This is a genomic window from Sphingomonas prati (assembly GCF_014643515.1).
Classification (GTDB): Bacteria; Pseudomonadota; Alphaproteobacteria; order Sphingomonadales; family Sphingomonadaceae; genus Sphingomonas_R; species Sphingomonas_R prati.
Genome location: NZ_BMJP01000001.1, coordinates 737098 through 761959 on the forward strand (window position 1 = coordinate 737098; position 24862 = coordinate 761959).

At 68.3% G+C, this 24862-nt stretch carries 24 protein-coding genes and 1 tRNA gene; 13 read left to right on the forward strand and 12 right to left on the reverse strand.

Translation table 11 applies throughout. From position 1 onward, the window contains the following. Positions 1-28: 28 nt before the first annotated feature. Complete coding sequence (locus IEX50_RS03290) at positions 29-925, forward strand: hypothetical protein (protein ID WP_157175675.1); 897 nt, start codon at positions 29-31, stop codon at positions 923-925. 125 nt (positions 926-1050) lie between these two features. On the opposite strand, the gene IEX50_RS03295 is transcribed toward IEX50_RS03290, so the two are convergent. Further along, entirely contained in the window at positions 1051-1641 is a 591-nt protein-coding gene (locus IEX50_RS03295; protein ID WP_157175674.1) for a hypothetical protein, read from the reverse strand. Between the two features lie 313 nt (positions 1642-1954). On the opposite strand from IEX50_RS03295, the gene serS reads away from it, so the two are divergent. From serS to IEX50_RS03315, 4 genes are all read left to right on the forward strand, one after another. Beyond that, complete coding sequence (gene serS, locus IEX50_RS03300; protein WP_157175673.1) at positions 1955-3229, forward strand: serine--tRNA ligase; 1275 nt, start codon at positions 1955-1957, stop codon at positions 3227-3229. Continuing rightward, positions 3229-3990: a 5'/3'-nucleotidase SurE gene (gene surE / locus IEX50_RS03305; protein WP_157175672.1), complete on the forward strand. Its 762-nt coding sequence runs from the start codon at positions 3229-3231 to the stop codon at positions 3988-3990. Before serS ends, surE begins: the two co-directional genes overlap by 1 nt. A 76-nt stretch (positions 3991-4066) precedes the next feature. After that, entirely contained in the window at positions 4067-5221 is a 1155-nt protein-coding gene (locus tag IEX50_RS03310; RefSeq protein ID WP_157175671.1) for a M23 family metallopeptidase, read from the forward strand. A gap of 38 nt (positions 5222-5259) precedes the next feature. Further along, positions 5260-6246 (forward strand): potassium channel family protein, encoded by a 987-nt coding sequence (locus IEX50_RS03315; protein ID WP_157175670.1) that lies wholly within the window; start codon positions 5260-5262, stop codon positions 6244-6246. Positions 6247-6250: 4 nt separating this feature from the next. Here IEX50_RS03315 and IEX50_RS03320 read toward each other — a convergent pair whose 3' ends face one another. From IEX50_RS03320 to IEX50_RS03330, 3 genes are read right to left on the reverse strand one after another with little or no spacing between them, the layout of a single operon-like run. Next, positions 6251-7045 (reverse strand): hypothetical protein, encoded by a 795-nt coding sequence (locus IEX50_RS03320; RefSeq protein WP_157175669.1) that lies wholly within the window; start codon positions 7043-7045, stop codon positions 6251-6253. Then, positions 7042-7260: a helix-turn-helix domain-containing protein gene (locus IEX50_RS03325; RefSeq protein WP_157175668.1), complete on the reverse strand. Its 219-nt coding sequence runs from the start codon at positions 7258-7260 to the stop codon at positions 7042-7044. Before IEX50_RS03325 ends, IEX50_RS03320 begins: the two co-directional genes overlap by 4 nt. Beyond that, positions 7260-7778, reverse strand: a complete 519-nt coding sequence (locus IEX50_RS03330) for a DUF2975 domain-containing protein (protein WP_157175667.1) — start codon at positions 7776-7778, stop codon at positions 7260-7262. The genes IEX50_RS03325 and IEX50_RS03330 overlap by 1 nt, the downstream gene beginning before the upstream one ends. Before the next feature lie 219 nt (positions 7779-7997). Here IEX50_RS03330 and rimO point away from each other — a divergent pair, with 219 nt between their 5' ends. The 3 genes from rimO (at position 7998) to IEX50_RS03345 (ending at position 11145) form a co-directional block, all read left to right on the forward strand. Next, positions 7998-9332, forward strand: coding sequence for a 30S ribosomal protein S12 methylthiotransferase RimO (rimO, locus tag IEX50_RS03335; protein ID WP_157175666.1), 1335 nt, complete (start codon positions 7998-8000; stop codon positions 9330-9332). 99 nt (positions 9333-9431) lie between these two features. Next, positions 9432-10142, forward strand: coding sequence for an SDR family NAD(P)-dependent oxidoreductase (locus IEX50_RS03340; RefSeq protein ID WP_157175665.1), 711 nt, complete (start codon positions 9432-9434; stop codon positions 10140-10142). Continuing rightward, entirely contained in the window at positions 10132-11145 is a 1014-nt protein-coding gene (locus tag IEX50_RS03345; protein ID WP_157175664.1) for a 50S ribosomal protein L11 methyltransferase, read from the forward strand. The genes IEX50_RS03340 and IEX50_RS03345 overlap by 11 nt, the downstream gene beginning before the upstream one ends. An 81-nt stretch (positions 11146-11226) precedes the next feature. Here the strand turns inward: IEX50_RS03345 and phhA are convergent, their stop codons facing one another. Continuing rightward, positions 11227-12090: a phenylalanine 4-monooxygenase gene (phhA, locus tag IEX50_RS03350; RefSeq protein WP_157175663.1), complete on the reverse strand. Its 864-nt coding sequence runs from the start codon at positions 12088-12090 to the stop codon at positions 11227-11229. 55 nt (positions 12091-12145) lie between these two features. Beyond that, entirely contained in the window at positions 12146-14251 is a 2106-nt protein-coding gene (ligA, locus tag IEX50_RS03355) for an NAD-dependent DNA ligase LigA (RefSeq protein ID WP_157175662.1), read from the reverse strand. Positions 14252-14379: 128 nt separating this feature from the next. Between ligA and IEX50_RS03360 the strand changes: the two genes are divergently transcribed. Further along, positions 14380-15036: an RBBP9/YdeN family alpha/beta hydrolase gene (locus tag IEX50_RS03360; RefSeq protein WP_157175661.1), complete on the forward strand. Its 657-nt coding sequence runs from the start codon at positions 14380-14382 to the stop codon at positions 15034-15036. Positions 15037-15222: 186 nt separating this feature from the next. Here the strand turns inward: IEX50_RS03360 and recN are convergent, their stop codons facing one another. Both recN and IEX50_RS03370 read right to left on the reverse strand, forming a co-directional pair. Continuing rightward, a complete protein-coding gene (gene recN / locus IEX50_RS03365) occupies positions 15223-16881 on the reverse strand; it encodes a DNA repair protein RecN (protein WP_157175660.1) in 1659 nt (552 codons plus the stop codon). 80 nt (positions 16882-16961) lie between these two features. After that, entirely contained in the window at positions 16962-17744 is a 783-nt protein-coding gene (locus IEX50_RS03370; protein WP_157175659.1) for an outer membrane protein assembly factor BamD, read from the reverse strand. Positions 17745-17861: 117 nt separating this feature from the next. Here IEX50_RS03370 and IEX50_RS03375 point away from each other — a divergent pair, with 117 nt between their 5' ends. Continuing rightward, positions 17862-19040, forward strand: coding sequence for a glycosyltransferase (locus tag IEX50_RS03375; RefSeq protein WP_157175658.1), 1179 nt, complete (start codon positions 17862-17864; stop codon positions 19038-19040). A 111-nt stretch (positions 19041-19151) separates the two neighbouring features. On the opposite strand, the gene IEX50_RS03380 is transcribed toward IEX50_RS03375, so the two are convergent. The 4 genes from IEX50_RS03380 to yajC are packed head-to-tail and all read right to left on the reverse strand — an operon-like array spanning position 19152 to position 22472. Then, positions 19152-19529, reverse strand: a complete 378-nt coding sequence (locus IEX50_RS03380; RefSeq protein ID WP_157175657.1) for an Mth938-like domain-containing protein — start codon at positions 19527-19529, stop codon at positions 19152-19154. 4 nt (positions 19530-19533) lie between these two features. After that, entirely contained in the window at positions 19534-20508 is a 975-nt protein-coding gene (gene secF / locus IEX50_RS03385; RefSeq protein WP_157175656.1) for a protein translocase subunit SecF, read from the reverse strand. A gap of 13 nt (positions 20509-20521) precedes the next feature. Next, positions 20522-22117, reverse strand: a complete 1596-nt coding sequence (secD, locus tag IEX50_RS03390; RefSeq protein WP_157175655.1) for a protein translocase subunit SecD — start codon at positions 22115-22117, stop codon at positions 20522-20524. Between the two features lie 7 nt (positions 22118-22124). Then, positions 22125-22472 (reverse strand): preprotein translocase subunit YajC, encoded by a 348-nt coding sequence (gene yajC / locus IEX50_RS03395; protein WP_157175654.1) that lies wholly within the window; start codon positions 22470-22472, stop codon positions 22125-22127. Between the two features lie 184 nt (positions 22473-22656). Here yajC and IEX50_RS03400 point away from each other — a divergent pair. From IEX50_RS03400 to hslU, 3 genes are all read left to right on the forward strand, one after another. After that, positions 22657-22733, forward strand: a tRNA-Pro gene (locus IEX50_RS03400). A gap of 152 nt (positions 22734-22885) precedes the next feature. After that, complete coding sequence (hslV, locus tag IEX50_RS03405; protein ID WP_157175653.1) at positions 22886-23446, forward strand: ATP-dependent protease subunit HslV; 561 nt, start codon at positions 22886-22888, stop codon at positions 23444-23446. Positions 23447-23522: 76 nt separating this feature from the next. After that, complete coding sequence (hslU, locus tag IEX50_RS03410; protein WP_157175652.1) at positions 23523-24824, forward strand: ATP-dependent protease ATPase subunit HslU; 1302 nt, start codon at positions 23523-23525, stop codon at positions 24822-24824. The last annotated feature ends 38 nt before the right edge of the window (positions 24825-24862 follow it).

Sequence of the window (24862 nt, forward strand, 5' to 3'; positions counted from 1 at the left end):
ACAGAAAGACACGAAGATGTCGGTAAAGATGGCCCTTGCTAAACTCTGTGCCTGCGCATGCGGCGGCGCGGTGATCGGTGGCGGTGCGGTGCATGTGGCCGAGCGTCCGGCACGCGTCCATTACGCCAAGGCAAAATATGCCAAGCGCCCCGCCGTTCGCCAGGCCAGCTACGTCCGCCCCGCGCGCGTCCGCCGCACGGTGACGACGTCCACCTGCGCGCCGGGTACGACGACGGTCGTCGCCACGCCCGCCGCGGCCCCCGCGGTCGCCTATGCCGATCCGCCAATCTTCGCGGGCGGCGGCGCCGGTCCGGTTTCGGGCGCGGGTGGCTTCCCGGTCGTTGTGGGCGGCTCCAGCGGCTTCGGTGGCGGCGGGTTCTTCGGCGGCTTCTTCGGTGGCGGATCCGGTGGTGGCAGCAGCAGCGGCAGCTACACCATCTCGTCGACGACCAGCTCGTCGAACGGCGTCTCGACCACGTCCGGCGGCAATGTAAGCTCGACCTCGGGTGGTGACGTCGGCACGTCGACCTCAACCGGCGGCGCGACCTCCACGTCGACCTCGACGGGTGGTATGACGTCGACCTCGACTTCCACCGGCGGAGTGACGTCTACGTCCACCTCGACAGGCGGCCCCACCATCGTCGACGTGAACAACAGCAACACGAACACGAACACTCAGACCAACAACCAGAATCAGTCTCAGAACCAAAACCAGTCCCAGAACCAGAACCAGAATCAGTCGCAAAACCAGACTCAGTCGACGACGACGTCCGGCGGTGGGTCGACACCGACTGATCCGACAACGCCGACCAACCCCACCGATCCAACCCCGGTGCCCGCACCGCCCATGGTCCTGCTGTTCGGCGCTGCCGCGGCAGCCCTGGTCGCTCGCCGCCAGATCGGGAAGCGCAAAGCAACCGTTTGATCCAATTGTTGGCGCACGAAGAAGCCCTCCCGGATCGATCCGGGAGGGCTTCTTCGCGTTCAACGAATTTTATGATTACGTTGTAGGACCGATCAGTTTCCTGACCGGCCCCAGGTTAAACTGGCTCAGTTGCCGGTCGTCGCCGCCGCCGCCGCTGGCGCGGCCTTCGCCGCGGCCGCATCAAGCTCTGCTGCGGTCATGCCGATCACTGGGCCGTTGGCGCCGGCTGCAAACGAACTGACGGGCAGTTTCACTTTGTTCTTGGTTGTCGCCACCGTCGCGAATTCCCCGTCGACGGACTCGATTTTGCCAACAGTTCCGCCGGAAGCATCCAGGACGGTCGTACCCGCCTTGATCTGAGCGCTCAGCTTGCCCTGCCGCTCGGCCGTGGCGCTGGATGCGGCGGACTCGACCTGCGACTTCGTCAGCGCGATGACCGGTCCGTTCGCGCCAGCCGCGAACGACGTGAGCGGAAGCCGAACCTCGACCGTGCCAGTCGACAAGACCGCGAGATCCCCCTCGATCGACTTGATCGTGCCGACGGTTCCCCCGGTCGTGTCCGTCACAGTCGCACCGGCCTTCACGGATGTCGCTGCCGAAGTCCCGGCCGGGGCCGTCGCAGTCGTCGTGCTGCCCGCAGCAGGTGCTGCTGTGGTCTGCGCCTGAGCGCCGGTCGCCAAAGTGGCCAGGCCGGCGAAAATGAGAATGGACTTCATGTTTTGATCTCCCTCACCAGTTAAAATGGCGAATAACCTTACGGTTCCAAGCCTTTTCAACCCAAGGTCCGACAGGGCGCGCCCCTGAAGCGACGAGCCGCCCGGTAACGCGGCAATCCGCCCATCCCCGCAGCGCGCCCATCTCTCCCGCGCACTCCCTTTCGCACGCCGAATACCGAACACATCCCGAGTCTATCGTAACCCGGTACTATTATGTTGTTCCGTTTGCCCAAGTCGTGACTCACGCGATATGACCGTCACCAACCCGCCCGGCAGGCTTGCGGCCCGCCCGGCCCCCCGGCATAGGCAGGGCATGCATGACATCCGCCTGATCCGGGACGATCCCGCCACCTTCGACGCGGGCCTCGCGCGCCGCGGATTGCCCGCTCAGGCCGACACACTCGTCGCGCTCGATGCGGACCGCCGACAGCTCCAGACCGCGCTCCAGACCGCCCAGACCCGCCGCAACGAAGCCTCCAAGGCGATCGGGGCCGCCAAGGCCAAACGCGACGAAGCCACCGCCGCCGCGCTGATGGAGGAGGTCGCCGCCCTCAAGCAGCGCATGCCGGAGATGGACGCCGAGGCCGCAGCGATCGGCACCGACCTCGACAGCCGCCTTGCGGCGATCCCCAACCTGCCCGCCGCCGACGTGCCGGCCGGCGCGGACGAGGACGACAATGTCGAGGTCAAGCGCTGGGGCACGCCGCGCACGATCGACGCGCCCCGCGAACATCCGGACTTCGCCCCCGCGTTGGGTCTCGATTTCGAGGCCGCCGCCGCGATGTCCGGCGCGCGCTTCGCCGTCCTGCGCGGTCAGATGGCCCGCCTCAACCGCGCGCTCGGCCAATATATGCTCGACCAGCAGACCGAGGCGAACGGCTATACCGAGATCGCCCCCCCGCTGCTCGTCCGGTCCGAAGCGCTGTTCGGCACCAGCCAACTGCCCAAGTTCGCGGACGACCTGTTCCGCACAACCGACGACCGCTGGCTGATCCCGACCGCGGAGGTCAGCCTGACCAACCTCGTGCGCGAATCGATCCTGGACGAGGCGGCACTCCCGCTGCGTTACACCGCGCTCACCCCCTGCTTCCGGTCGGAGGCCGGCGCGGCCGGTCGCGACACGCGCGGGCTGATCCGCCAGCATCAGTTCGAGAAGGTCGAGCTCGTCTCGATCGTCGCCGCCGACCACGGCGCGGCCGAACTGGAACGCATGACGGAGGCCGCCGAATCGATCCTCGAGGCGCTCGAACTCCCCTACCGCCGGATGCTGCTCTGCACGGGTGACATGGGCTTCTCCGCCGCGCGTACATACGATCTGGAGGTCTGGCTGCCCGGCCAGAACCGTTACCGCGAAATCTCCAGCTGTTCCTGGTGCGGCGATTTCCAGGCACGCCGCATGGCCGCACGCTACCGCCCGACGGGCGACGCGAAGGGCACGCGGTTTGTCCATACGCTCAACGGCTCGGGCCTCGCAGTCGGCCGCACACTCGTCGCGGTGCTGGAGAATTACCAGCAGCCCGACGGATCGGTCATCGTCCCCGACGTGCTGCGCCCCTATGCGAAGCTCGACCGGCTCGATCCCGCCTGATGCGCATCCTGCTCACCAACGACGACGGCATCGACGCGCGCGGACTGAAGGTCCTCGAAACCATCGCGCGGCGTTTCTCGGACGACATCACCGTCGTCGCCCCGTCGGAGGAGCAGTCCGGCGCCGGCCACTCGCTGACGCTCACCCGCCCGGTGCGGATCCGCAAGCATGGCGACCGGCGCTATTCGGTAACCGGCACGCCGACCGACAGCGTGATGATCGCGCTGCTCGAACTGTCGCCGGACGGCAAGCCCGACCTGATCCTGTCCGGCGTCAACCGCGGCGCGAACCTGGGCGAGGACGTCACCTATTCCGGCACCGTGTCCGCCGCGATGGAGGGTGCGCTCGCCGGCGTCCGCTCGATCGCGCTGAGCCAGGTCTATGCCCGCGACGCGATGGGCGACAGCGTGCCGTTCGACGCCGCGATCGAATGGGGCGAACGCGTCCTGCGCCCGCTCATCGACCGCCCGTTCGTGCCGAACACCCTGATCAACGTGAACTTCCCCGCCCTCCCCGCCGATGCGGTCAAGGGCGTCCGCGTCGTGTCGCAGGGCGTGCGCGACTATGGCCGCGGCACCCTGGTCCGCGGCACCGACCCGCGCGGCTTCCCCTATTACTGGTTCGGCCTCGGCCCCACGGTCCACACCCCCGCCCACGCGACCGACCTCGAGGCGATCGACGACGGCTACATCGCGGTCACCCCGCTCCACCTCGACCTCACCCACGGCCCCTCGATCGAGGCGCTGCGCAACCTCTACTGACAGTCTGCTCGGTGGAATGGACAGCCACCCAACCCCAAAGAGTTGCGCCCTGACCCACTTCGGTTAGGACTGCCGCATGCGCCGTCTCGCACCCCTGCCGCTGGCTCTGACACTCGTCGCCTGCATCCCGTCCGGCCGTGCCGACCCGCCGGGCATGTACGACACGCCGCCCACCGCCGGCCCATCGACCGACGACACGTCCCGCGAAGACCGCCCGGACCGCCCCCGCCGAGATCGTGACCGGGACCGGGACCGGGACGGCGACCGCGACCGCCGCCCGGACCGCGAAGACCAGGACGCCTCCACCCCACCGCAGGTCGCCGAGCCCAAGCCCGCCTGGGTCATGCGCAAGGTCGTCCCCGACGCGGTCGAGATCACCGAGACACGCTACACCGTCCAGTCCGGCGACTCACTCGGCCGGATCGCGGAGCGAACCGGCGCGGGCGCAGACGCCATCGCGCATGCCAACCAGCTCACGCCGCCCTATGTCGTCCGCGAAGGCCAGACGCTCACCATCCCCGGCGGCCGCTACCACCGCGTCCGCACGGGCGAGACCGGCATCGCCATCGCCCGCGCCTACGGCACCGCGTGGGACCGCGTGATCGCGCTGAACGACCTGACCGCGCCCTACATCCTGCGCCTCGACCAGCGCCTGCTGATCCCCAGCAAGACGGAGGTCCGCGCGATGACGCTCGAACAGCGCGCCGCCGCGTTCCGGCTCGATATCGACGATTTGATCACCGGGGCAGAACCCGCGCTTGCCGCCAATGCCCGCCCCGCCGCCCCGGTCCGCACGGCGCGCACCGCGGTCCCGGCCAACGTCCCCGTCCGCTCCCCCACCCGCTTCACCGGCCGGTTCGACTGGCCGCTGACCGGCCCGATCCTGACCCGCTTCGGGCCACAGGGTCAGGGCCGCATCAACGAGGGGATCAACATCGGCGCCCGCACAGGCACCCCGATCATGGCGTCCGCGGACGGCGTCGTCGCCTATGTCGGGTCCGACATCGCGGTCTATGGCGGCCTCATCCTGATCAAGCATGGCGGCGGCTGGATCACCACATACGGTCATGCCGAACAGCTGCTCGTCACCCGCGGACAGGCGGTCAAGCGCGGCCAGATCATCGCGCGCGCCGGCGAAACCGGCTCCGCTCGCGAACCGCAGCTCCATTTCGAAATCCGTCAAGGTCGCCGCCCGGTGAACCCGCTCAGCCAGCTTCCGCGGCGCAGTTGATCCCGCGCGCCGCCCCCCGCCCGGTCGAAAGCCTGGCCATGCGGCAACGCCCGCGATTGCCCCCCTGGGTGTCGCTGCTGTTCCGCGTCACGCTGGCGCTCGTGCTGATCGGCATCGCGCTCGCCGGGCATTGGTACGGGCGGGAGGGCCTGCGCGACAATGTCGACGGGCGGATCAGCTTCATCGACGTGCTGTATTTCACAACGGTCACCGTCACCACGGTCGGATTCGGCGATATCGTGCCGGTCAGCGACAATGCCCGGCTGTTCGACACGTTCGTCGTCACGCCGATCCGATTGTTCGTCTGGCTTATCTTTCTCGGCACGGCGTATGACTTCGTCCTGAAACGCACATGGGAGCGATATCGAATGCGGGGCATCCAGCGCACGCTGCACGACCATGTGGTCGTCGCGGGCTTCAGCGACTCGGGGATGGAGGCGGTCCGCGAACTCATCGCGCGCGGGCTCGACCCGGCCCGCATCGTCGTGGTCGATGAAAGCGAATCCGCGCTCGCCTGCGCGATCGAGATGGGCGCCACCACGCTGGAGGGCGACGCGACCCGCAATGCGGTGCTGGAGGCCGCACGCATCGCCCGCGCGGAGAGCGTCATCGTCGCCGCCGGTCGCGACGATACCGCCATCCTCATCGTCCTCACCGCCCGCCGGCTGGCCCAGGACGTGCCGATCAGCGTCATCATCCGCTCCGACGACAACGAACCATTGGCGCATCAGGCCGGCGCCAACGTCGTGATCAACCCCGCCAGCTTCGCCGGGCTTCTCCTCGCCGGCTCAACCCGCGGCCCGCACATCGCCGACTACATGACCGACCTTGCCGCGCATGACGGCCAGGTCGCCTTGAAGGAACGCGCCGTCACCGCGGACGAGGTCGGCCAGCCGCTCACCGCGATCACCACCGGCATCGGCCTGCGCATCTATCGCGGCGGCGAGGCGATCTGCTTCGGCGACCCCGCCACCGCCGCGTTGCAGGCGGACGATATCCTGGTCGAGGTCGTGAAGCGGCGCTGACCGATCAGGCGAGACCGCCCGACACCGGCCCCACCGATGCCGCATTGCTTCCGCCCTCCGGCTCGATCGCCAGCCCGGCCCGCCCCAGCACCCGCTCGGCGATTGCGTAGTTCACCGCCACCAGCAACGGCGCCATGAACGCAACGAGCAGGCTGTCGGCCAGCAGAACACCCCCCGTCACCACGGGACTGCGCCCGAGCGCGGCGAACGCCAGCACATAATGCAGCACCATGACCGGCAGGACGGTCACCAGCGTCAGCCCCAGCGACCACCAGAAGCTTCCGGGCGTCAGTTCGATCGACCGCATGAACCCGATCCGCCCATCGCCGACCGCCGTCGTCGCCTTCCAGGCGGCCAGGCACACGTTGAACAATAACGTCGCCGGCATGAGGATCGCCACGATCAGCACGACCAGCCGTTCGGGCAGGTTCAGCGCCGCGCTGATGACCGGACCGTCCTGGATCACCACCAACCACAGCAGCTCCCACGCCAGCACCGGCAGGTACAGGCCAGCCACGCGGGCATCGACCCGCCAGGCGGCCCGCGCGTCGTCGCCATAAGCCCAGAACCGCGTCGCCCAATATCCGGTCAGGTACAGCGCAATCACCTTGAGGTGGCCGAGCACCATCCGCCCCGTGTCGTGCTCCGCCGCCTTCATCGCCGCGATCGACAGGTAGAAGCCGGCGCCATATTCGACGACATGCTGCGCCACCTCCGCCACTGCGGGCACCGCGAACAGCAGGGGGCAGGCCAGCGCGAACCGCCAGGCGCGCGAATAAGGTGTCGTAAAGGCATTCATGTCTCGTCCCCTTCGAAAGTCACCGACAGAAGATCGCCAGGCTGGCAGTCGAGCACACGACAGATCGCTTCCAACGTGGAAAAACGGATCGCCTTCGCCTTGCCGGTCTTGAGGATCGAAAGATTGGCAAGCGTGATGTCCACCCGCTCGCTGAGTTCGGTCAGCGTCATCCGCCGATCGTGCAGCATGTCGTCCAGCGCGACACGGACCGGCATCAGACCGTCCCCGCCAGCTCGTCGCGCATCGCCGCCCCCGCCACGAACACCCGCGCCAGCACGAACGCCAGCAGCACGCCGAGGCAGCCGGTCAGCGACGGCGTCCAGTCCATCACCTCGATCCCCGCGCGCCGCGCCCACCACAGCACGACGCACAGCACGACATCCAGCAGCTGCAGCGCCAGCAGCGCCCAGCCGATCGCGTTCAGCCGCGCCGCATTCTCGACCTGGAACGGATCGCCCGCCCGCACCGAACCAAGGATGCCCGACACAGCCCCGAAGAGCCTCGCGACGGGCAACACCGCCGCCATTCCCATCATCGCCACGAAACGCAGGAACAGCAGAACAGTCCCGGCCTCGATCACGCCATGATATTTGTGCTCGATATGGGTTTCGAACGCCCCGGCGAACATGATGGTCGCCAGAAGGAAACCGACCATCAGAACGAGATACGCATAATTGCCGACCCGCAGGATCCGCACCAGCAACGCCACGCCATCCACGAACCCATCCCGCATTCCAACCTCCGACGCTTGCTCTACATATCGTTTATCGAGGCACAACATATCGATTGTCAATATGTCCTCGCACGCTGGCAGAGGTGGGCGTGGAACGTCACGGGGTGCGCTATGCCGGTCGCAATCCGCAGTCCGATCGATAAGCCGTCAGGTCACGCACTGCCCTATCCCCGCCACCCCTCGTAAATTCCCGCTACATCGACTATCTGCCGCGCTCCCATGGCAACTATCCTCCCCTCCCCGCCGAAGATCGGCATGGTCTCGCTCGGCTGTCCGAAAAACCTCGTCGACAGCGAGCGCATCCTCACCAAGCTGCGCGCCGACGGCTATGCCATGTCGCCCGACTATGCCGGCGCGGACGTCGTGCTGGTCAACACCTGCGGCTTCCTCGATTCGGCAAAGGAAGAATCGCTCGACGCGATCGGCGAGGCGATGGCCGAAAACGGCCGCGTCATCGTGACCGGCTGCATGGGTCGCGAGGCGGAAACGATCCGCGCGCGCTTCCCCGGCATCCTCGCGATCACCGGTGCGCAGGCCTACGAGCAGGTCGTCGGCGCGGTCTACGACGCCGCCCCGATGCCGCCGTCTGCGTTCCTCAACCTCGTGCCCGAACGCGACCTGAAGCTCACCCCGCGGCACTACAGCTATCTGAAGATCTCGGAGGGCTGCAACCACCTCTGTTCCTTCTGCATCATCCCCGCGATCCGCGGCGACCTCGTCAGCCGTCGCCCCGACGCGATCCTGCGCGAGGCGGAGAAGCTCGTCGCCGCCGGCACGCGCGAACTGCTGGTGATCAGCCAGGATACGTCGGCCTACGGCCTCGACCTGCGCCACGCCGAATGGCCGTGGAAGGGCGCGCCCGTCCGCGCGCACATGACCGATCTCGCCCGCGAACTCGGCAAGCTCGGCGCCTGGGTCCGGCTCCACTATGTCTACCCCTATCCGCATGTCGACCGCGTCATCCCGCTGATGGCCGACGGGCTCGTGCTCCCCTATCTCGACATTCCGTTCCAGCATGCCGCGCCGAACGTGTTGAAGGCGATGAAGCGCCCCGCCAACGAAGCAAAGGTCCTCGAACGGCTGGCCAACTGGCGGAGCATCTGCCCCGACATCGCGGTCCGCTCCTCGTTCGTCGTGGGCTTTCCGGGTGAGACCGAGGCGGAGTTCCAGTATCTGCTCGACTGGCTGACCGAGGCGCAGCTTGACCGCGTCGGCGCGTTCCGCTTCGAACCCGTCGCCGGCGCGCTCGCCAACGACCTGCCCGGCGCGGTACCGGAGGAGGTCAAGGAAGAACGCTTCGCCCGCATCATGGAACACACTGCGCTGATCTCCGCGGCGAAACTCCAGCGCAAGATCGGCCGCACGCTCGACGTGATCATCGACGCGGTCGACGCGGAAGACGGCGGCGCCACCGGTCGCTCCAAGGCCGACGCCCCCGAAATCGACGGCGAAGTCCACCTCCGCGACGCCAGCCACCTGACGCAAGGCGACATCGTCCGCGTCGAAATCGAAGACGCCGACGACCACGACCTGTTCGGCGTGCCGCTCGATTGATCCCCCGTCGTCCCGGACCCGATCCGGGATGACGCGAATAATGCCGTAGCCGCGGTAGAAGACTAGAAGCACTCCCCGCCATCGCCTAGGGCTCCGCCCATGACACTCAACATTCTCGCCACCGGCACCAGCCGCGGGATCGGTGCCGCCATCGTCGCCGCATTCGCGAACGACGACGTCACCATCGTCGGCCACGCCACCACCCCCGGCCACGACCGGATCGCTGCCGACCTGTCGACCGCCGCCGGCCCGACCGCGCTCTGGAACATGGCGCTCGACCGGCTGAACGGGCGGATCGACATCCTGATCAACAACGCCGGCATCTTCGAGGCCGCGCCCGTCGACCTGCCCGACGCCGAATGGTCGGATGCGTGGAACCGCACGATGCAGGTGAACCTCGCCGCATCGGCCGAACTCTGCCGCCGTGCCGTGCTGCATTTCGGCATGCGGGCGGAGGGCGGCCGGATCGTCAACGTCGCCAGCCGCGCCGCCTATCGCGGCGACAGCCCGGCCCACTGGCATTATGCCGCGTCGAAGGGCGGCATGGTCGCGATGACCAAATCGATTGCCCGCGGCCATGCGCGCGCCGGCGTACTCGCCTTCGCGGTCTGCCCCGGCTTCACCATGACCGGCATGGCCGACGACTATCTCGCCAGCCGCGGCGGCGATGCGCTGCTCGCCGACATCCCGCTCGGCCGCGTCGCCACGCCGGAGGAGGTCGCGACCACCGTCCGCTTCCTGGCACTCGACGCGCCGCCCTCGATGACCGGCGCGGTGCTCGACATCAACGGAGCCAGCTATGTCCGCTGACCTGCCCGACTGGACCGCATCGCAGTCCTCCGACAGCTGGAAGCTCGTCCTGCCCTGCACCAAGGCGGAGGCGGAGGCCGTCGCCGAGGACATCGGCACGCTGGCGGATCTCGACCCGCCCCCCACGCTGATGACCAGCGAGCCCGACCCGACGCGCGAGGACGACTGGCTGCTGGAGGCCTATTTCGAGGGCGAGCCCTCGCCTGAAGCCATCGCCATGGTCCGCGCACTGGTGCCGAGCGCCGACGACGTCGACTACGAATTGAACCGCATCGAGGACGCCGACTGGGTCACGCTCAGCCAGGCCTTCCTCGAACCGATCCGCGCCGGGCGCTTCTTCGTCCACACCGCAGCCCACGCGGGCGAGGTGCCGTCTGGCGCCACCGCGTTCCATATCGAGGCTGGCCGCGCTTTCGGCACCGGGCATCACGAAACCACCACCGGCTGCCTGCACATGATCGACGGGCTGAAGGCGCGCGGCCACCGTTTCCACGCGATCGCCGATGTCGGGACGGGCACCGGCCTGCTCGCCTTCGCCGCCCGCGCCTGCTGGCCGCGCGCCGCAGTGGTCGCGTCCGACATCGACCCGATCTCGATCGAGGTCACTGCGGAGAACGCCGCGCTGAACGCCATCCCGGTCGGCACCGCCCGCGGGCAGGTCGCGCTCGTCGCCGCCCCCGGCCTCGCCGACGCGATGCTTGTCCGCCGCGCGCCCTATGATCTGCTGATCGCCAACATCCTCGCCGGCCCGCTCATCGCGCTCGCCCCGACGCTGTCCGCCGCGTTGCAGCCCGGCGGCTCGCTCATCCTCGCGGGCCTGCTCAACACGCAAGCCGACCGCGTCATCGCCGCCTACCGCCGCCAGGGCCTCCGCCTCGCCGAACGGATCGACACCAACGACTGGCCGACGCTCCGCCTCGTGCGCCGCACCTCGGCCCGCGTGCGCAGCCTGCCGGAACGCCGCGACACGGGTCTAGGCGACTGGAGCACCGACGGGGCGTAACAACCGTCAGTTCCCCAGCGCAGGCTGGGGCCTAGGTGAAACTGCTCCACCTAGGCCCCGGCCTACGCCGGGGAACAACTCTTACGCAGGTACAGCAGCCGCCTTGCTCAACGCGTATTCCTGCGTACCCCACCCATAAACCACATCCTGAGACAGCACCTCAGCCGGCTCCAACTCGGCCTCAGCCGCGATCTCCGCATAAAGCGGCACGAAATCCGTCTCGACCGCCGCCTTCAACAGCACCTCGAAGCTCGGAATCACGAAATAGCTCTGCTGGTAATCGTCGATCCGGTACTTCGTCCGCATCACGCGCTTCAGGTCGAACCCGATCCGGTTCGGGCTGTCGCTGTCCAGCGCGAACCGGCTCTCCCCCGCGCTCGACACGATCCCCGACCCATAGATCCGCAGCTCGCCATCTTCGCGCACCAGCCCGAACTCGACCGTGTACCAGTACAGCCGCGCCAGCTTGTCGAGCGCGCCATGCTCCATCGCACGCTGCCCGCCCTGGCCGTACAGCTGGATGAAGTCCGCGAACACCGGGTCGGCCAGCATCGGCACATGCCCGAACACGTCGTGGAACACGTCCGGTTCCTGCAGATAATCCAACTGGTCCGGCCGCCGGATGAAATTCCCCGCCACGAACCGCCGGTTCGCCAGATGGTCGAAGAACACCGCATCCGGCACCAGCCCCGGCACCGCCACGACCTGCCACCCGGTCGCCGCCATCAGCCGCTCGGACAGTTCGTCGAAGTCCGGAATGCCCGGCTTGGACAGCTTCAGCACGTCCAACCCTTTCAGAAACGCGGTACTTGCCCGCCCCGGCAACAGCTTCGACTGCCGCTCGAACAGCGTGTCCCACGTCGCATGTTCCTCGGCCGTATAATGCGACCAGTCCTGCGAAATGGTCCAGTCGGGCGATGGCGGCGCGGCGGTGATGGTATCCATTGTCACAACCTATCACGCCCCGCGCGGAAGGCCAGCGTGGTGACTGGGACTGTCGTCAGCCAGCTTCCGCCACGATCACCGCCCACCCCGCCTCGTCCACCGTTTCGATCCCCAGCTCCGCCGCCTTCTTCGCTTTCGACCCGGCGTCCGCGCCCAGCACCACCAGGTCGGTCTTCTTCGACACGCTCGCCGCCACCTTCGCGCCAAGCGCTTCGGCCTGCGCCTTCGCCTCGTCGCGCGACAGCGTCTCAAGCTTGCCGGTGAACACCACCGTCTTGCCCGATACGCGCGACGCCCGCGTCTCGTGCACCACATCGGTCGGCGCGACCTGGCGCAACAGGTCGAACACCACCGTCCGGTTATGCGGTTCGGCAAAGAACGCGATCAGCGCATCGGCCACCTCCGGCCCCACCCCGTTCGTATCGACCACCGCGACCAGCGCCTTTTCCCGCCGGATCGCGAACTTGCGCTCCGTCTCGCCGATCACCGCCGCCATCGAACGCCGCAACCGGATCGCCGCATGGATCATCGCCCCTAGCGCGCGGGCGGACCGGTACCGCCGCGCCAGGTCCGCCGCCGTCACCGCGCCCACATGACGGATGCCGAGCGCGAACAGGAACCGGTCGAGCGGCACCGCCCGCTTCGCCTCGATCGCCTCCAGCAGATTATCGACCGACAGGTCCGCCAGCCGGTCCCGCGCGATCAGCACGTCGCGCCGCTCGCGCAACCGGAAAATATCGGCCGGCGACTGCACCAGCCCGTCGTGGAAGAACTGCTCGACCCGCACCAGCCCGAGCCCGCGAATGTCGAACGCATGGCGCGACGCGAAATGGATCAGCCGCTCGACGCGCTGCGCCGGGCAGATCAGCCCGCCGGTGCAGCGATAATCGACCTCCTCCGGCTCGCGCTCCGCCGCCGATCCGCATTCGGGGCACGTCAGCGGGAACGGCCACGCCGCCCGCTCCGGCCCGGCATACAAGCCCTCCACCACCTGCGGGATCACGTCGCCCGCACGCTGGATCACCACCCGGTCGCCGGGCTGCACGCCCAGCCGCACGATCTCGTCGGCATTGTGCAGCGTCGCGTTGGTCACCACCACGCCGCCGACCGTCACCGGCTCCAGCCGCGCGACCGGGGTCAGCTTGCCCGTCCGCCCGACCTGGATATCGATCGCGTTCAGCGTCGTCTGCGCGCGTTCCGCCGGAAACTTGTGCGCGATCGCCCAGCGCGGCGCCCGCGCCACCTGCCCCAGCCGCCGCTGCCAGTCGAGCCGGTCGACCTTGTAGACAACACCATCGATATCATAGGGCAGGTCCGCCCGCTGCCGCTCGATCGCCGCATAATGATCGAGCGCCGCATCCGCTCCCGCCATCTCGCGCAGCATGTCCGACACCGGCAGCCCCCACGCCGCGATCGCCCGCATCACCGCGGCCTGTGTCTCGAACGGCAGGTCCGACACCTCACCCCAGCCATGCGCCAGGAACCGCAGTGGCCGCACCCGCGTCACGCCCGCATCCAGCTGCCGGAGCGACCCCGCCGCCGCATTGCGCGGATTGGCGAACAGCTTGCCGCCGGCCTCCACCTGCCGCGCATTCAATGCCGCGAAATCGGCCTTCGCCATATAGACCTCGCCGCGCACCTCGAACACCGCGGGCACCTCGCCCGACAACTGCTCCGGGATATCGCCGATCGTCCGGACATTGCCGGTCACGTCCTCGCCCACCGCCCCATCCCCTCGGGTCAGCGCCTGCACCAGCCGCCCGCTCTCGTACCGGAGCGAACAGGACAGCCCGTCGATCTTTGGCTCCGCGGTCAGCGTGACCGGCGCATCGCCGTCCAGCGCCAGGAACCGTCGCACCCGCGCCACGAACTCGCGCACCTCGTCGGCGGAGAACGCATTCTCCAGGCTCATCATCGCCTTGGCATGCGCCACCTTGCCCAGCCGCCCGCTCGGCACGGCACCGACCCGCAACGACGGGCTGTCGCCGCGTACCAGCTCCGGATGCGCCGCCTCCAGCGCACGGTTGCGCCGGACCAGCGCATCGTAGGTGGCGTCGTCGATCTCGGGCGTGTCCTGGTCGTGATACAGGCGGTCGTGCCGCGCGATCTCGGCGGCCAGTTCGGCCAGTTCGGTTGCGGGATCGGTGGCGGCGTCGGTCATGCCCCTCGCTACCGGATCGCGCCCCGCCCCGGCAACCCATCGGACCGGACCGCTTTTTCCACAACCTGGCGCAGGCCTATTGTCTTCCATTCGGGTAGAGATATGTCTGGACGGGAAGGAGACGATGCATGGCACAGACCTCGACGCTCGGCCGCCGTACCCCGACGATCCTGACAGTCCCGGGCCTTAACGGCTCCGGCCCCGCCCATTGGCAGACGCTCTGGGAACAGGGCCGCACCGATACGATCCGCGCCGATCTGGGCAGCCTGTCGAGCCCACGCCGCAACGCCTGGGTCACGCGACTCGATCAGTCGATCCGCACCGCCCGCGCGCCCGTCATCCTCGCCGCCCATTCGCTCGGCTGCCTCGCGGTCGCCTGGTGGGCCGCACTCGCCGGCCAGACCTGGGGCTGGCCCGTCGCCGGCGCGCTGCTCGTGGCGCCGCCCGACGTCGACCGCCACGACGTCCGCGACGAACTGCGCGACTTCGGCCCCTCCCCGCGCGTCCTGCTCCCCTTCCCCTCGATTGTCGTCGCCAGCACCGACGACCCCTATGCCTGCACCCAGCGCAGCTTCGACATGGCGCGCGACTGGGGCAGCCACTTCGTCGACGCCGGCCCGCTCGGCCACCTGAACGCCGCCAGCGGCCTCGGCTGGTGGACCGAAGGCCAGGACCTCCTCGACCGACTCACCGGCGTCGCCACAAACCCCGCCCCCCACGCCGGCGGCCCCGCCGACGTGATGGCCGCGCTAGCGGCGGGGGAGTGGCAGGCGTATCGGCATTGACGAACGGACCGCTCTAACCGCAGACAACTTTCGAGCATCCCCGCGGACGCGGGGATCCAGCTAAGTCTCGGAAACCAACGTCGGTCATGTGTCCGACCTGGACCCCCGCCTCCGCGGGGAAACGTCCGTGGCGAGGGAAGCGTAAGCCTGTCGCTTTTTCCTAGAACGATCGCCGAAGCCTAACCCTTACCGCTCCAACAGCCGTGCAGCCTGAGCCCGAGCTTCCTCGGTCACCTCGGCCCCCGACAACATCCGCGCAATCTCCTCACGCCGCTCCCCGGCATCGAGCGCAGTAACACCAGTCCGCGTCACGATCCCGTCGTGCCGCTTGGCGATCAGCCAGTGCCGGTCCGCCCGCGCCGCGACCTGCGGACTATGCGTCACCACCAGCAGCTGCGCCTTCCGCGACAACCGCCCCAGCCGCTCGCCAATCGCGGACGCCACGGCACCCCCGACCCCGCGATCGATCTCGTCGAAGATCATCGTGCCCGCGCCACCTTCCTCCGCCAGCGCGACCTTCAGCGCCAGGATGAAGCGCGACAGCTCCCCGCCCGAAGCGATCTTCACCAGCGGCGCGAACGGCGCACCCGGATTGGTCGAGATCTCGAACTCCACCCGGTCACGCCCCGCCGGACCCCAGCTGCCCTCGGCCAGCGGCTCCACCACCGTCCGGAACCGCGCCGCATCGAGCTTCAGCGGCGCCAACTCGCCCGCCACCGCCGCATCGAGCCGCGCCGCCGCCAGTTCGCGCATCGCGCTCAGCGTCGCCGCCGCATCGGCATAGGCCGTCCGCGCCGCCAGCGTCTCCGCCTCTAGCGTCGCGATCCCGGCACCGCCCGCCTCCATGCGCGCGAACCGCCCCTCCAGCTCGACGGTCAACTCCGCCAACGCATCGGGCGTCGTGCGGTGCTTTCGCGCCAGCGCACGCAACTCGAACAGCCGCGTCTCGACCAGTTCCAGCCGGTTCGGGTCGAACGCCATGTCGCCCAGCGCGGCGTTCAGATGATCCTCCGCCTCCGATGCCTCGATCACCGCGCGGTCCATCGCCGCCAGCGCATCGGCCAGCATCGGATGTTCGGGCGCCAACCGGTCGAGCCGCCGCGATGCCTGCCGGAGATTCGCGATCGCGCCCTGCGACCCGTCGAGATGATCGTTCACCGCCGCCAGGTCGTCCGCCAGCCGCGCGCCCTTCTGCATCGCGCCGCGCTCCTCGGCGAGCGCCTCTTCCTCGCCCGGCTCCGCGCCGAACTTGGTCAACTCGCCGACCGCATGCTCCAGCCACTCGCGGTCACGCTCCGCCGTCTCCAACTCGGCCCGCGCGGACGCCAGCGTCTCCTCCGCCGCGCGCCACCGGCGATACGCCGCCCCCAGCGGCCGCGAATCGACCCGCCCGAACATGTCGAGCAGATCGCGATGCCCCTTGGGGTTCAGCAGCCCGCGGTCGTCATGCTGCCCGTGAATCTCGACCAGCATCGCGCCGATCTCGCGCAGCAGCCCCGCCGAAGCCGGCTGATCGTTGATGCTCGCCCGGCTCCCGCCGTCCGCCTTCACGATCCGCCGGATCATCAGCGGTTCGCCCGCCTCCGCCTCGAACCCGTTCTCCGCCAACACCACCATCGCCGGGTGCGACGCCAGCACCTCGAACGTCGCGGTGACCACCGACTGCGTCGCGCCTTGCCGCACCAGCCCGCTTTCGGCGCGCTTGCCCAGCGCCAGCCCAAGCGAATCGAGCAGGATCGACTTGCCCGCGCCCGTCTCACCCGTCAGCGCACCCAGCCCGGACTCGAAGTCCAGGTCCAGCGCCTCGATCAGGACGACGTCACGAATGGAGAGGGACGACAGCATGCCGCTCCCATGTAGCGCCGAATGTTCCCGATTTGAACCCATCGCGCGCGCGGTGCCGCCGTCAGGCCCCGCGCGACCGATCAGACCTTCGGCGTCTTGGTCTGGATCAGCTTGTACGCGCGCTCATACCATTCCGAACCGGGGTAGTTGGCCCCCAGCACGGCGGCGGACTTGCGCGCCTCCTCCGGCACGCCCAGCGCCAGATAGCTCTCGGTCAATCGCTCCAGCGCCTCGGGCACATGGCTGGTCGTGTCGTAATCGACGATCACCTTGCGGAACCGGATCACCGACGCCAGCCAGTCAGCACGCCGCTGGTACAGCCGGCCGATCTCCATCTCCTTGCCCGCCAGATGGTCGCGCACCAGATCGATCTTCAAGCGCGCATCGGCCGCATATTGCGTGTCGGGATAACGCCGGATCAGCTCGCCCAGCGCATCGAGCGCCTGGCTGGTGATCTTCTGGTCGCGCGTGATGTCCTGGATCTGCTCGTAATAATCGATCGCGATCAGGTACAGCGCATAGGGCGCATCCTTGTTACCCGGATGGATCGACAGGAAACGCTGCGACGACTGGATCGATTCGGGATAGCTGCGTGCCAAATAGTAGCTGAACGCGCTCATCAGCTGCGCTCGCCGCGCCCAGGCGGAATAGGGATGTTGCCGCTCGACCTCATCGAACAGGATCGCGGCCTGCTTGTATTGCTTCCGGTCCAGCCGGATCTTCGCCGCGTTGTACAGCGTGTCGACGTCGCGCGCGACGTAACTGGTGTCCGCCTTGCCCTTCCCCCCCGATGCGCAGCCGGTAACGGCAAGGGAGAGACCGGCGACAAGACCGATGGCGAGCGGGCGGGACATGAAACGCATGACTTCTTCTGTAGCTTAGCCGACGCGCCCCGCAAAGAGGGCATCGTGGTCGCGCATTTCCGCTCGCCGCGCAGCCTTTTCGCTTTGGTAGGATGCGTCTGCCATACCGGTCGGATCATGCGCGTCCTGACCCTCTCCACGCTGTTCCCCGACGACACCCGCCCGGCGTTCGGCCGCTTCGTCGAACGCCAGACGCAGGGCCTGGCCGCCCGCCCCGGCGTCTCGGTCCGCGTCGTCGCGCCGATCGGCATCCCGCCCCTGCTGTCGCGTCACGCGCGCTACGCCGCGTTGCGCACCCTGCCGACGCGCGAGGTCCGCGGCGGCCTCGACATCCTCCGTCCCCGCTTTCCGGTCATCCCCGGCCCGGGCGCGGCTCTGGCCCCCACGCTTCTCGCCACGCGGTTGCTCCCCCTCCTCCGGCGGCTGTACGCCGAGTTCCCCTTCGACATCATCGACGCGGAATTTTTCTGGCCCGACGGTCCCGCCGCGGTCCGGCTCGGTGCGTCCCTCGGCGTACCCGTCTCGATCAAGGCCCGCGGTGCCGACATCCACTACTGGGGCACCCGCCGCGGCTGCGGCACCCAGGTCGCCGCCGCCGGTCGCGCCGCTGCCGGGCTGCTCGCGGTCAGCGGCCCGCTCCGCGCCGACATGATCGCCGCCGGCATGCCCGCCGACCGGATCGCCGTCCACCACACCGGCGTCGATCAGGACCGCTTCACCATCGCCGACCGCGCCGCGGCAAAGTCGGCACTCGGCCTGTCCGGCCTGGTGCTGCTCTCGATCGGCCATCTCATCCCGCGCAAGGGGCAGGCAATCGCGATCGGCGCACTCGCCTGGGTCCCCGGCGCGACCCTCCTGCTCGCCGGCGAAGGGCCCGACCGCGCCGCCTTGGAACGCGCCGCCGCGCAATCCGGCGTCGCCGAGCGCGTCCGCTTCCTCGGCAACGTCGCCCACGCCAGCCTGCCTGCTTTGTTCGCGGCCGCCGACCTGTTCGTCCTGCCCACCGCGTCCGAAGGGCTCGCCAACGTCTGGGTCGAATCGCTCGCCTGCGGAGTCCCGGTCGTCACCACCGACGTCGGCGGCGCCCGCGAAGTCATCGACCGCCCCGCCGCCGGCCGCCTCGTCGCTCGCGAACCCGCCGCCTTCGCCGACGCCATCCGCGCGTTGCTCGCCGATCCACCCCGGCGGGAAGACACGCGGGCAGCGGCCCAGCCCTTCTCCTGGGAGCGCAACGCCACACAACTCGAAGCGCATCTTCGCGGACTGGTGAATGCCCACGAAGGGAACACCGCCTAAAACGCTGCGCCCGTATCTACCCGAAGCCCCCCAGCCCGTTTGGTTCGAGCCTGTCGAGAACTCCGCGCAGGGTTCTCGACAGGCTCGAACTAAACGGGGAAGCAAAGGACGTCAGTTCAGCGGATACAGCAAAGCCGCAATCCAGCGCTGCTCCGCCCGCAGCAACCCCCAGGCCCGCGCCGCCGCCCGGCTGTCCATCGGCTCCATCCCTACACCCAGCGCCTCGAGCGCCAGGATGAGGTCCACCGGCGGCCGCTGCAACGTATCGCCGGTGCCGAGCAAAATGAACTCCGGCAGCGGCGTCAGCGCCAGCGCCTCGGCCATGTCCGCCATCGTCAACTGGTCCACCGCCGGCGCGACCCAGTCCACCGCCCGCTCGGGGGTCAGCAGCATCCCGCCGTCATGCACGCGGTCGTCCACCCGGTATCCCCGGCCGGAGAAGCCGCGGATCAGCGGGCCGGTCGCCTCGGGGTCGCGCTCCATCCGCATCGCGTCAGCTCCGCGGCCCGACCCGCTCGGCATTCGCGTTGCGGCCGGTCGGCTTGGCGACATCATCCTCGCGGTTGCGGTTGCCCACCCCCAGCGTGATCAGAAGCGAGGACGAGACGTAGATCGACGAATAGGTCCCGACCACGATCCCCAGCAGCATCGCCGCGGAGAAGCCGCGCAGCACCTGCCCGCCCCAGATCAGCAGCGCGCCGAGTGCCAGCATGATCGTCAGCGACGTCATCACGGTCCGCGGCAGGGTCTCGTTCACCGACAGGTCGATCAGCGCCTTCATGTCCATCTTGCGATACTTGCGCATATTCTCGCGGATGCGGTCGTCGATCACGATCTTGTCGTTGATAGAATAGCCGATGATGGTCAGCACCGCCGCGACGATGTTCAGGTCGAACTCCATCTGCGTCAGCGCGAAGAAGCCCAGCGTCATCAACACGTCGTGCGCGATCGACACGAACGTCGCCGCACCGAACTGCCATTCGAACCGGAACGCACCGAACAGCGCGATCCCGAACACCGCCAGCACGACCGCCAGCACGCCGTTGCGGATCAGCTCGTTCGAAACCTTGCCCGACACCGTGTCGTAGCGCGTGAACACCATGCCCGGGTAATCGCGCAGCAACGCCGCCTTAACCTTGGCCACCACCGCGTTGTTCGCGGCCGGGTCAGCGCTCGGCGGCGGGGGCAGGCGGATCGACACGACGTTCGGCGCGCCGAACTGTTGAAGCGCGGCATCGCCGACACCCAGCGAATCGATCGATTCACGCACCTTGTCCATTTCCGGCGGCTGGACGAACTTGGCCTCGATCATCAGGCCGCCGACGAAATCGACGCCCAGGTTCAGCCCCTTGATCCCGACCAGCGCGCAGGCGGCAAGCGTCAGCGCAGCGGTCAGCCCGAACGCCCAGTAACGCAGGCGCACGAAACCGATATTGGTGTTGTCGGGGACGAGTTTCAGCAAACGCATGGCAACGCCCCGATCAGATATTGATGTCGCACGGACGGTTGCGGCGGATCCACAACGCGACGAGCATGCGGGTGAAGGTAACCGCGGTGAACACCGACGTCGCGATGCCGAGCAGCAGCACGACGGCGAACCCCTTCACCTGCCCCGACCCGAGCAGCAGCATGATGAGCCCCGAGATCGCATGGGTGACGTTCGCCTCGAAGATCGTGCGGCTCGCTTCCTTGTACCCCAGTTCGACCGCCTGCGCGACGTTGCGTCCACGACGCCGTTCCTCACGGATGCGCTCGTTAATCAGCACGTTGGCGTCGACCGCGGTGCCGATCGTCAGCACGAACCCGGCGATCCCGGGCAGCGTCAGCGTCGCGTTCAGCAACGCCATGACGCCCAGGATGACGAAGATGTTCAGCGTCACCGCGATGTTCGCGTAGAACCCGAACCGGCCATAGGTCACGAACATGAAGATGATGACCGCCAGCGCGGCGATCGTCGATGCGATGATGCCCGCGCGGATCGAATCGGCGCCAAGCTGCGGCCCGACGGTCCGCTCCTCGATCACCTTCAGGTCCACCGGCAGCGAACCCGAACGGAGCGAGATCGCCAGCGCGTTCGCGGTTTCGGTCGTGAAGCTGCCCGAGATCCGCGCCTGCCCGCCGAGGATGGCGGTTTCGATGTTCGGCGCGGACAGCACGCTGTTGTCCAGAATGATCGCGAACGGCTTGCCGACATTGTCCTGCGTCACGCGGGCGAAACGCCGGCCGCCGTCGCCGTTGAACGTGATCGCCACGACCGCCTGATTGTCGGTCTGGTCGAATTCCTGGCGCGCATCGGTCAGCTGGTCGCCCGTGATGATCGCGCGGCGCTGCACTGCGATGAACCCGCCCGGGCTACCCGGATAGGGCAGCACCTGGCTGCCCGCCGGTGCGCGGCCCTGCGCGACGTCCACCGGATTGGCGGTGATGTCGACCAGCTTGAATTCCAGCTTGGCGGTCTTGCCGAGCAATGCCTTCAACGCGGCGGGATCCTGCAGACCGGGCACCTGCACCACGATCCGGTCGTCGCCTTCGCGCACGATCGAAGGTTCGCGCGTGCCGAGCGAATCGATCCGGCGGCGCACCACGTCGGTCGCGGTGTCCATCGCCTTGTCGACCGCATCCTTGATGCCCGCCGCGGTCGGCGTCATCACGACCCGCGTCGAATCGACGACCGTCACGTCCCAGTCGCGCTGTCCGGTCACGCCGACCGCATTGGTCAGCCCGCGCACCCGGTCAACAGCCGCGTCGAGCTGCGCCACGTCGCGCACCATGAATTCCAGCTTGCCGCCCTGCGTCGAGATGTCGCCGATCGCGATCCGGGGGGACGCGCGCCGCATCTCGCTGCGCACTTCCTCCTCCTTCAGGCCCAGCCGCTGGCGAACCACGTCGGTCGTATCGGCTTCGAGCAACAGGTGACTGCCGCCCGACAGATCGAGCCCGAGGTTGATGCGCGGCATGCCGCCCAAGCCGACGCGGCGCGAATTGGCCTCGCCGATCAGGCTCGGGATCGCCAACGCGACGCCGAGGGCCAGGATCAGGAGGATCGACCAGATCTTCCAGCGCGGGAAATCGAGCATCTGTCGGTCAGTCGTTGGCAGGCTTGGAACCGGGGGCCTGGCGGACCTCGGTCAGCGTGGCCTTGATCACCCGGACGCGCGTGTTCGGCGCGATCTCCACCTCGACCTCGGCTTCGTCCACCTTGGTCACCTTGCCGATCAGGCCGCCTGCGGTGACGACCGTGTCGTTGCGCCGCACGCCTTCGACCAGTGCGCGATGCGCCTTCATCCGGGTCTGCTGCGGACGGATCAGCAAAAAGTAGAAGATGACGAAGATGAACAGCAGCGGCGCCGCCTGGAGCAGGATGGCCGACAGGCCACCACCACCCGCTGCGGGTGCGCCGGCTGCCTGGGCGTATGCGGGGGATGCGAACATGGAGCTGGGTTCCGGCATGGTCAGCGGGCGCGACCGGTCGGCCGCCCGCTTTGGGAAAGCGCGCGCCTATCATGTTCGCGGCGGATCACGCAATGCCGCGCGGCTTTCCACCTTGGTCGTGCCCCGCCCCCGCGCATCGTGCTTGCATCGCCCCCGCATCCCGCCTAATGCCCGCCGCCTAGGTCGGGGCGTGGCGCAGCCCGGTAGCGCATTAGACTGGGGGTCTAAGGGTCGCAGGTTCGAATCCTGTCGCCCCGACCAGAACTCTCCCCCGCACCGGCAAGACCGGCACCGCATGGCGGTCGATCCCGAAGCACACCCCGTCCATCAGCGCCACGTCGCGGTGGACAACACGTCCGCATTGCGGTCGGCCTCACCCTTCCCATATCCGGCCGACACAACGGACGGATGATATGCACGAAGACAAAATCGGCTGGCATGGAACGACGATCCTGTCGGTCCGCCGCGACGGCAAGGTGATCGTGGCGGGCGACGGACAGGTTTCGATGGGCAACACCGTCATGAAACCCAATGCCCGCAAGGTCCGCCGGCTGGGCGACGGCTCCGTCATAGCCGGTTTCGCCGGCGCCACCGCGGACGCCTTCACGCTGTTCGAACGGCTGGAGCGCAAGCTGGAACAGCATCACGGCAAGCTGCTGCGCTCCGCGGTCGAACTCGCCAAGGACTGGCGCACCGACAAGTTCCTGCGCAACCTCGAGGCGATGATGATCGTCGCGGACAAGGACGTGACGCTGATCCTGACCGGCAATGGCGACGTGCTGGAACCCGAGATGGGCGTCGCCGCGATCGGGTCGGGCGGGAACTTCGCGCTCGCCGCCGCCCGCGCGCTGATCGACTACGAACAGGATGCCGAAAAGATCGCCCGCAAGGCCATGGCGATCGCCGCCGAGGTCTGCGTCTTCACCAACGGCAACCTCACCATCGAGAGCATCGAGGACGCGCAGCCAGCCTGACGCCGCCATCGCGCCTTATGCCGGCCCGCTCGCCACCACCCCTGCCCCTCCCTACTGCGGGAGGGGGGAGATCGAAATGAACGACGCGCTCACCCCGAAGGCCATTGTGGCCGCACTCGACGCCCACATCGTGGGTCAGGACGCCGCCAAGCGCGCCGTCGCGGTCGCACTCCGCAACCGCTGGCGCCGCCAGCGGCTCGGCGCGGACCTGCGTGACGAGGTCACGCCCAAGAACATCCTGATGATCGGCCCCACCGGCTGCGGCAAGACCGAGATCAGCCGCCGCCTCGCCAAGCTCGCCGACGCGCCGTTCGTAAAGGTCGAGGCGACCAAGTTCACCGAGGTCGGCTATGTCGGCCGCGACGTCGAACAGATCGCCCGCGACCTGGTCGAGGAGGCCGTGCGCCTCGAAAAGGAGCGCCGCCGCCTCGCGGTCAAGGACAAGGCCGAGGAAGCCGCCCTCGCCCGCCTGATCGACGCACTCGTCGGCAAGGACGCCAGCGAGGCCACCCGCGCCTCCTTCACGCAGCGTTTCCGCGACGGTCATCTGAACGAGAAGGAGATCGAACTGGAGCTGGAGGACAGCGCTGGCCCGCAGATGGAGATCCCCGGCATGCCCGGCCAGATGGGCATGATCAACCTGTCCGACATGATGGGCAAGGCGTTCGGCGGTGCCAAGCTGAAGCGCCGCAAGCTGCCCGTCGCCGACGCCTGGACCAAGCTGGTCGAGGAGGAGGCCGACAAGCGCCTCGACCAGGACGAGGTCAGCCGCGTCGCACTGCACGACGCGCAGGAAAACGGCATCGTCTTCCTCGACGAGATCGACAAGATCGCGGTCAGCGACGTCCGCGGCGGCTCCGTCAGCCGCGAAGGCGTCCAGCGCGACCTGCTGCCGCTGATCGAGGGCACGACGGTCGCCACCAAATACGGCCCGATGAAAACCGACCACATCCTGTTCATCGCCAGCGGCGCGTTCCACGTTGCCAAGCCGTCCGACCTGCTGCCCGAGCTGCAGGGCCGCCTGCCGATCCGCGTCGAACTGAAGGCGCTGACCGAGGCCGATTTCGTCCGCATCCTCTCCTCGACCCGCGCCTCGCTCACCGAGCAATATCGCGCGCTGATCGCGACCGAAGGCGTCGAGGTCAGCTTCACCGAAGACGGCATCGCCGCGATCGCCCGCATCGCCGCGGAAGTGAACGGCCAGATCGAGAACATCGGTGCCCGCCGCCTGTCGACGGTCATGGAAAAGCTGCTCGAAGAGGTCAGCTTCGACGCCGAAAACCGGATCGGACAAAGTGTTGTGGTCGACGCTGCCTACGTCGAAGCGCAGCTCGCGGAAGTTGCGCGGGACACGGACCTGAGCAAGTACGTGCTGTAAGTCAGGCAGAAGCTAGAAGAACCGTCAATCCCGAGCGA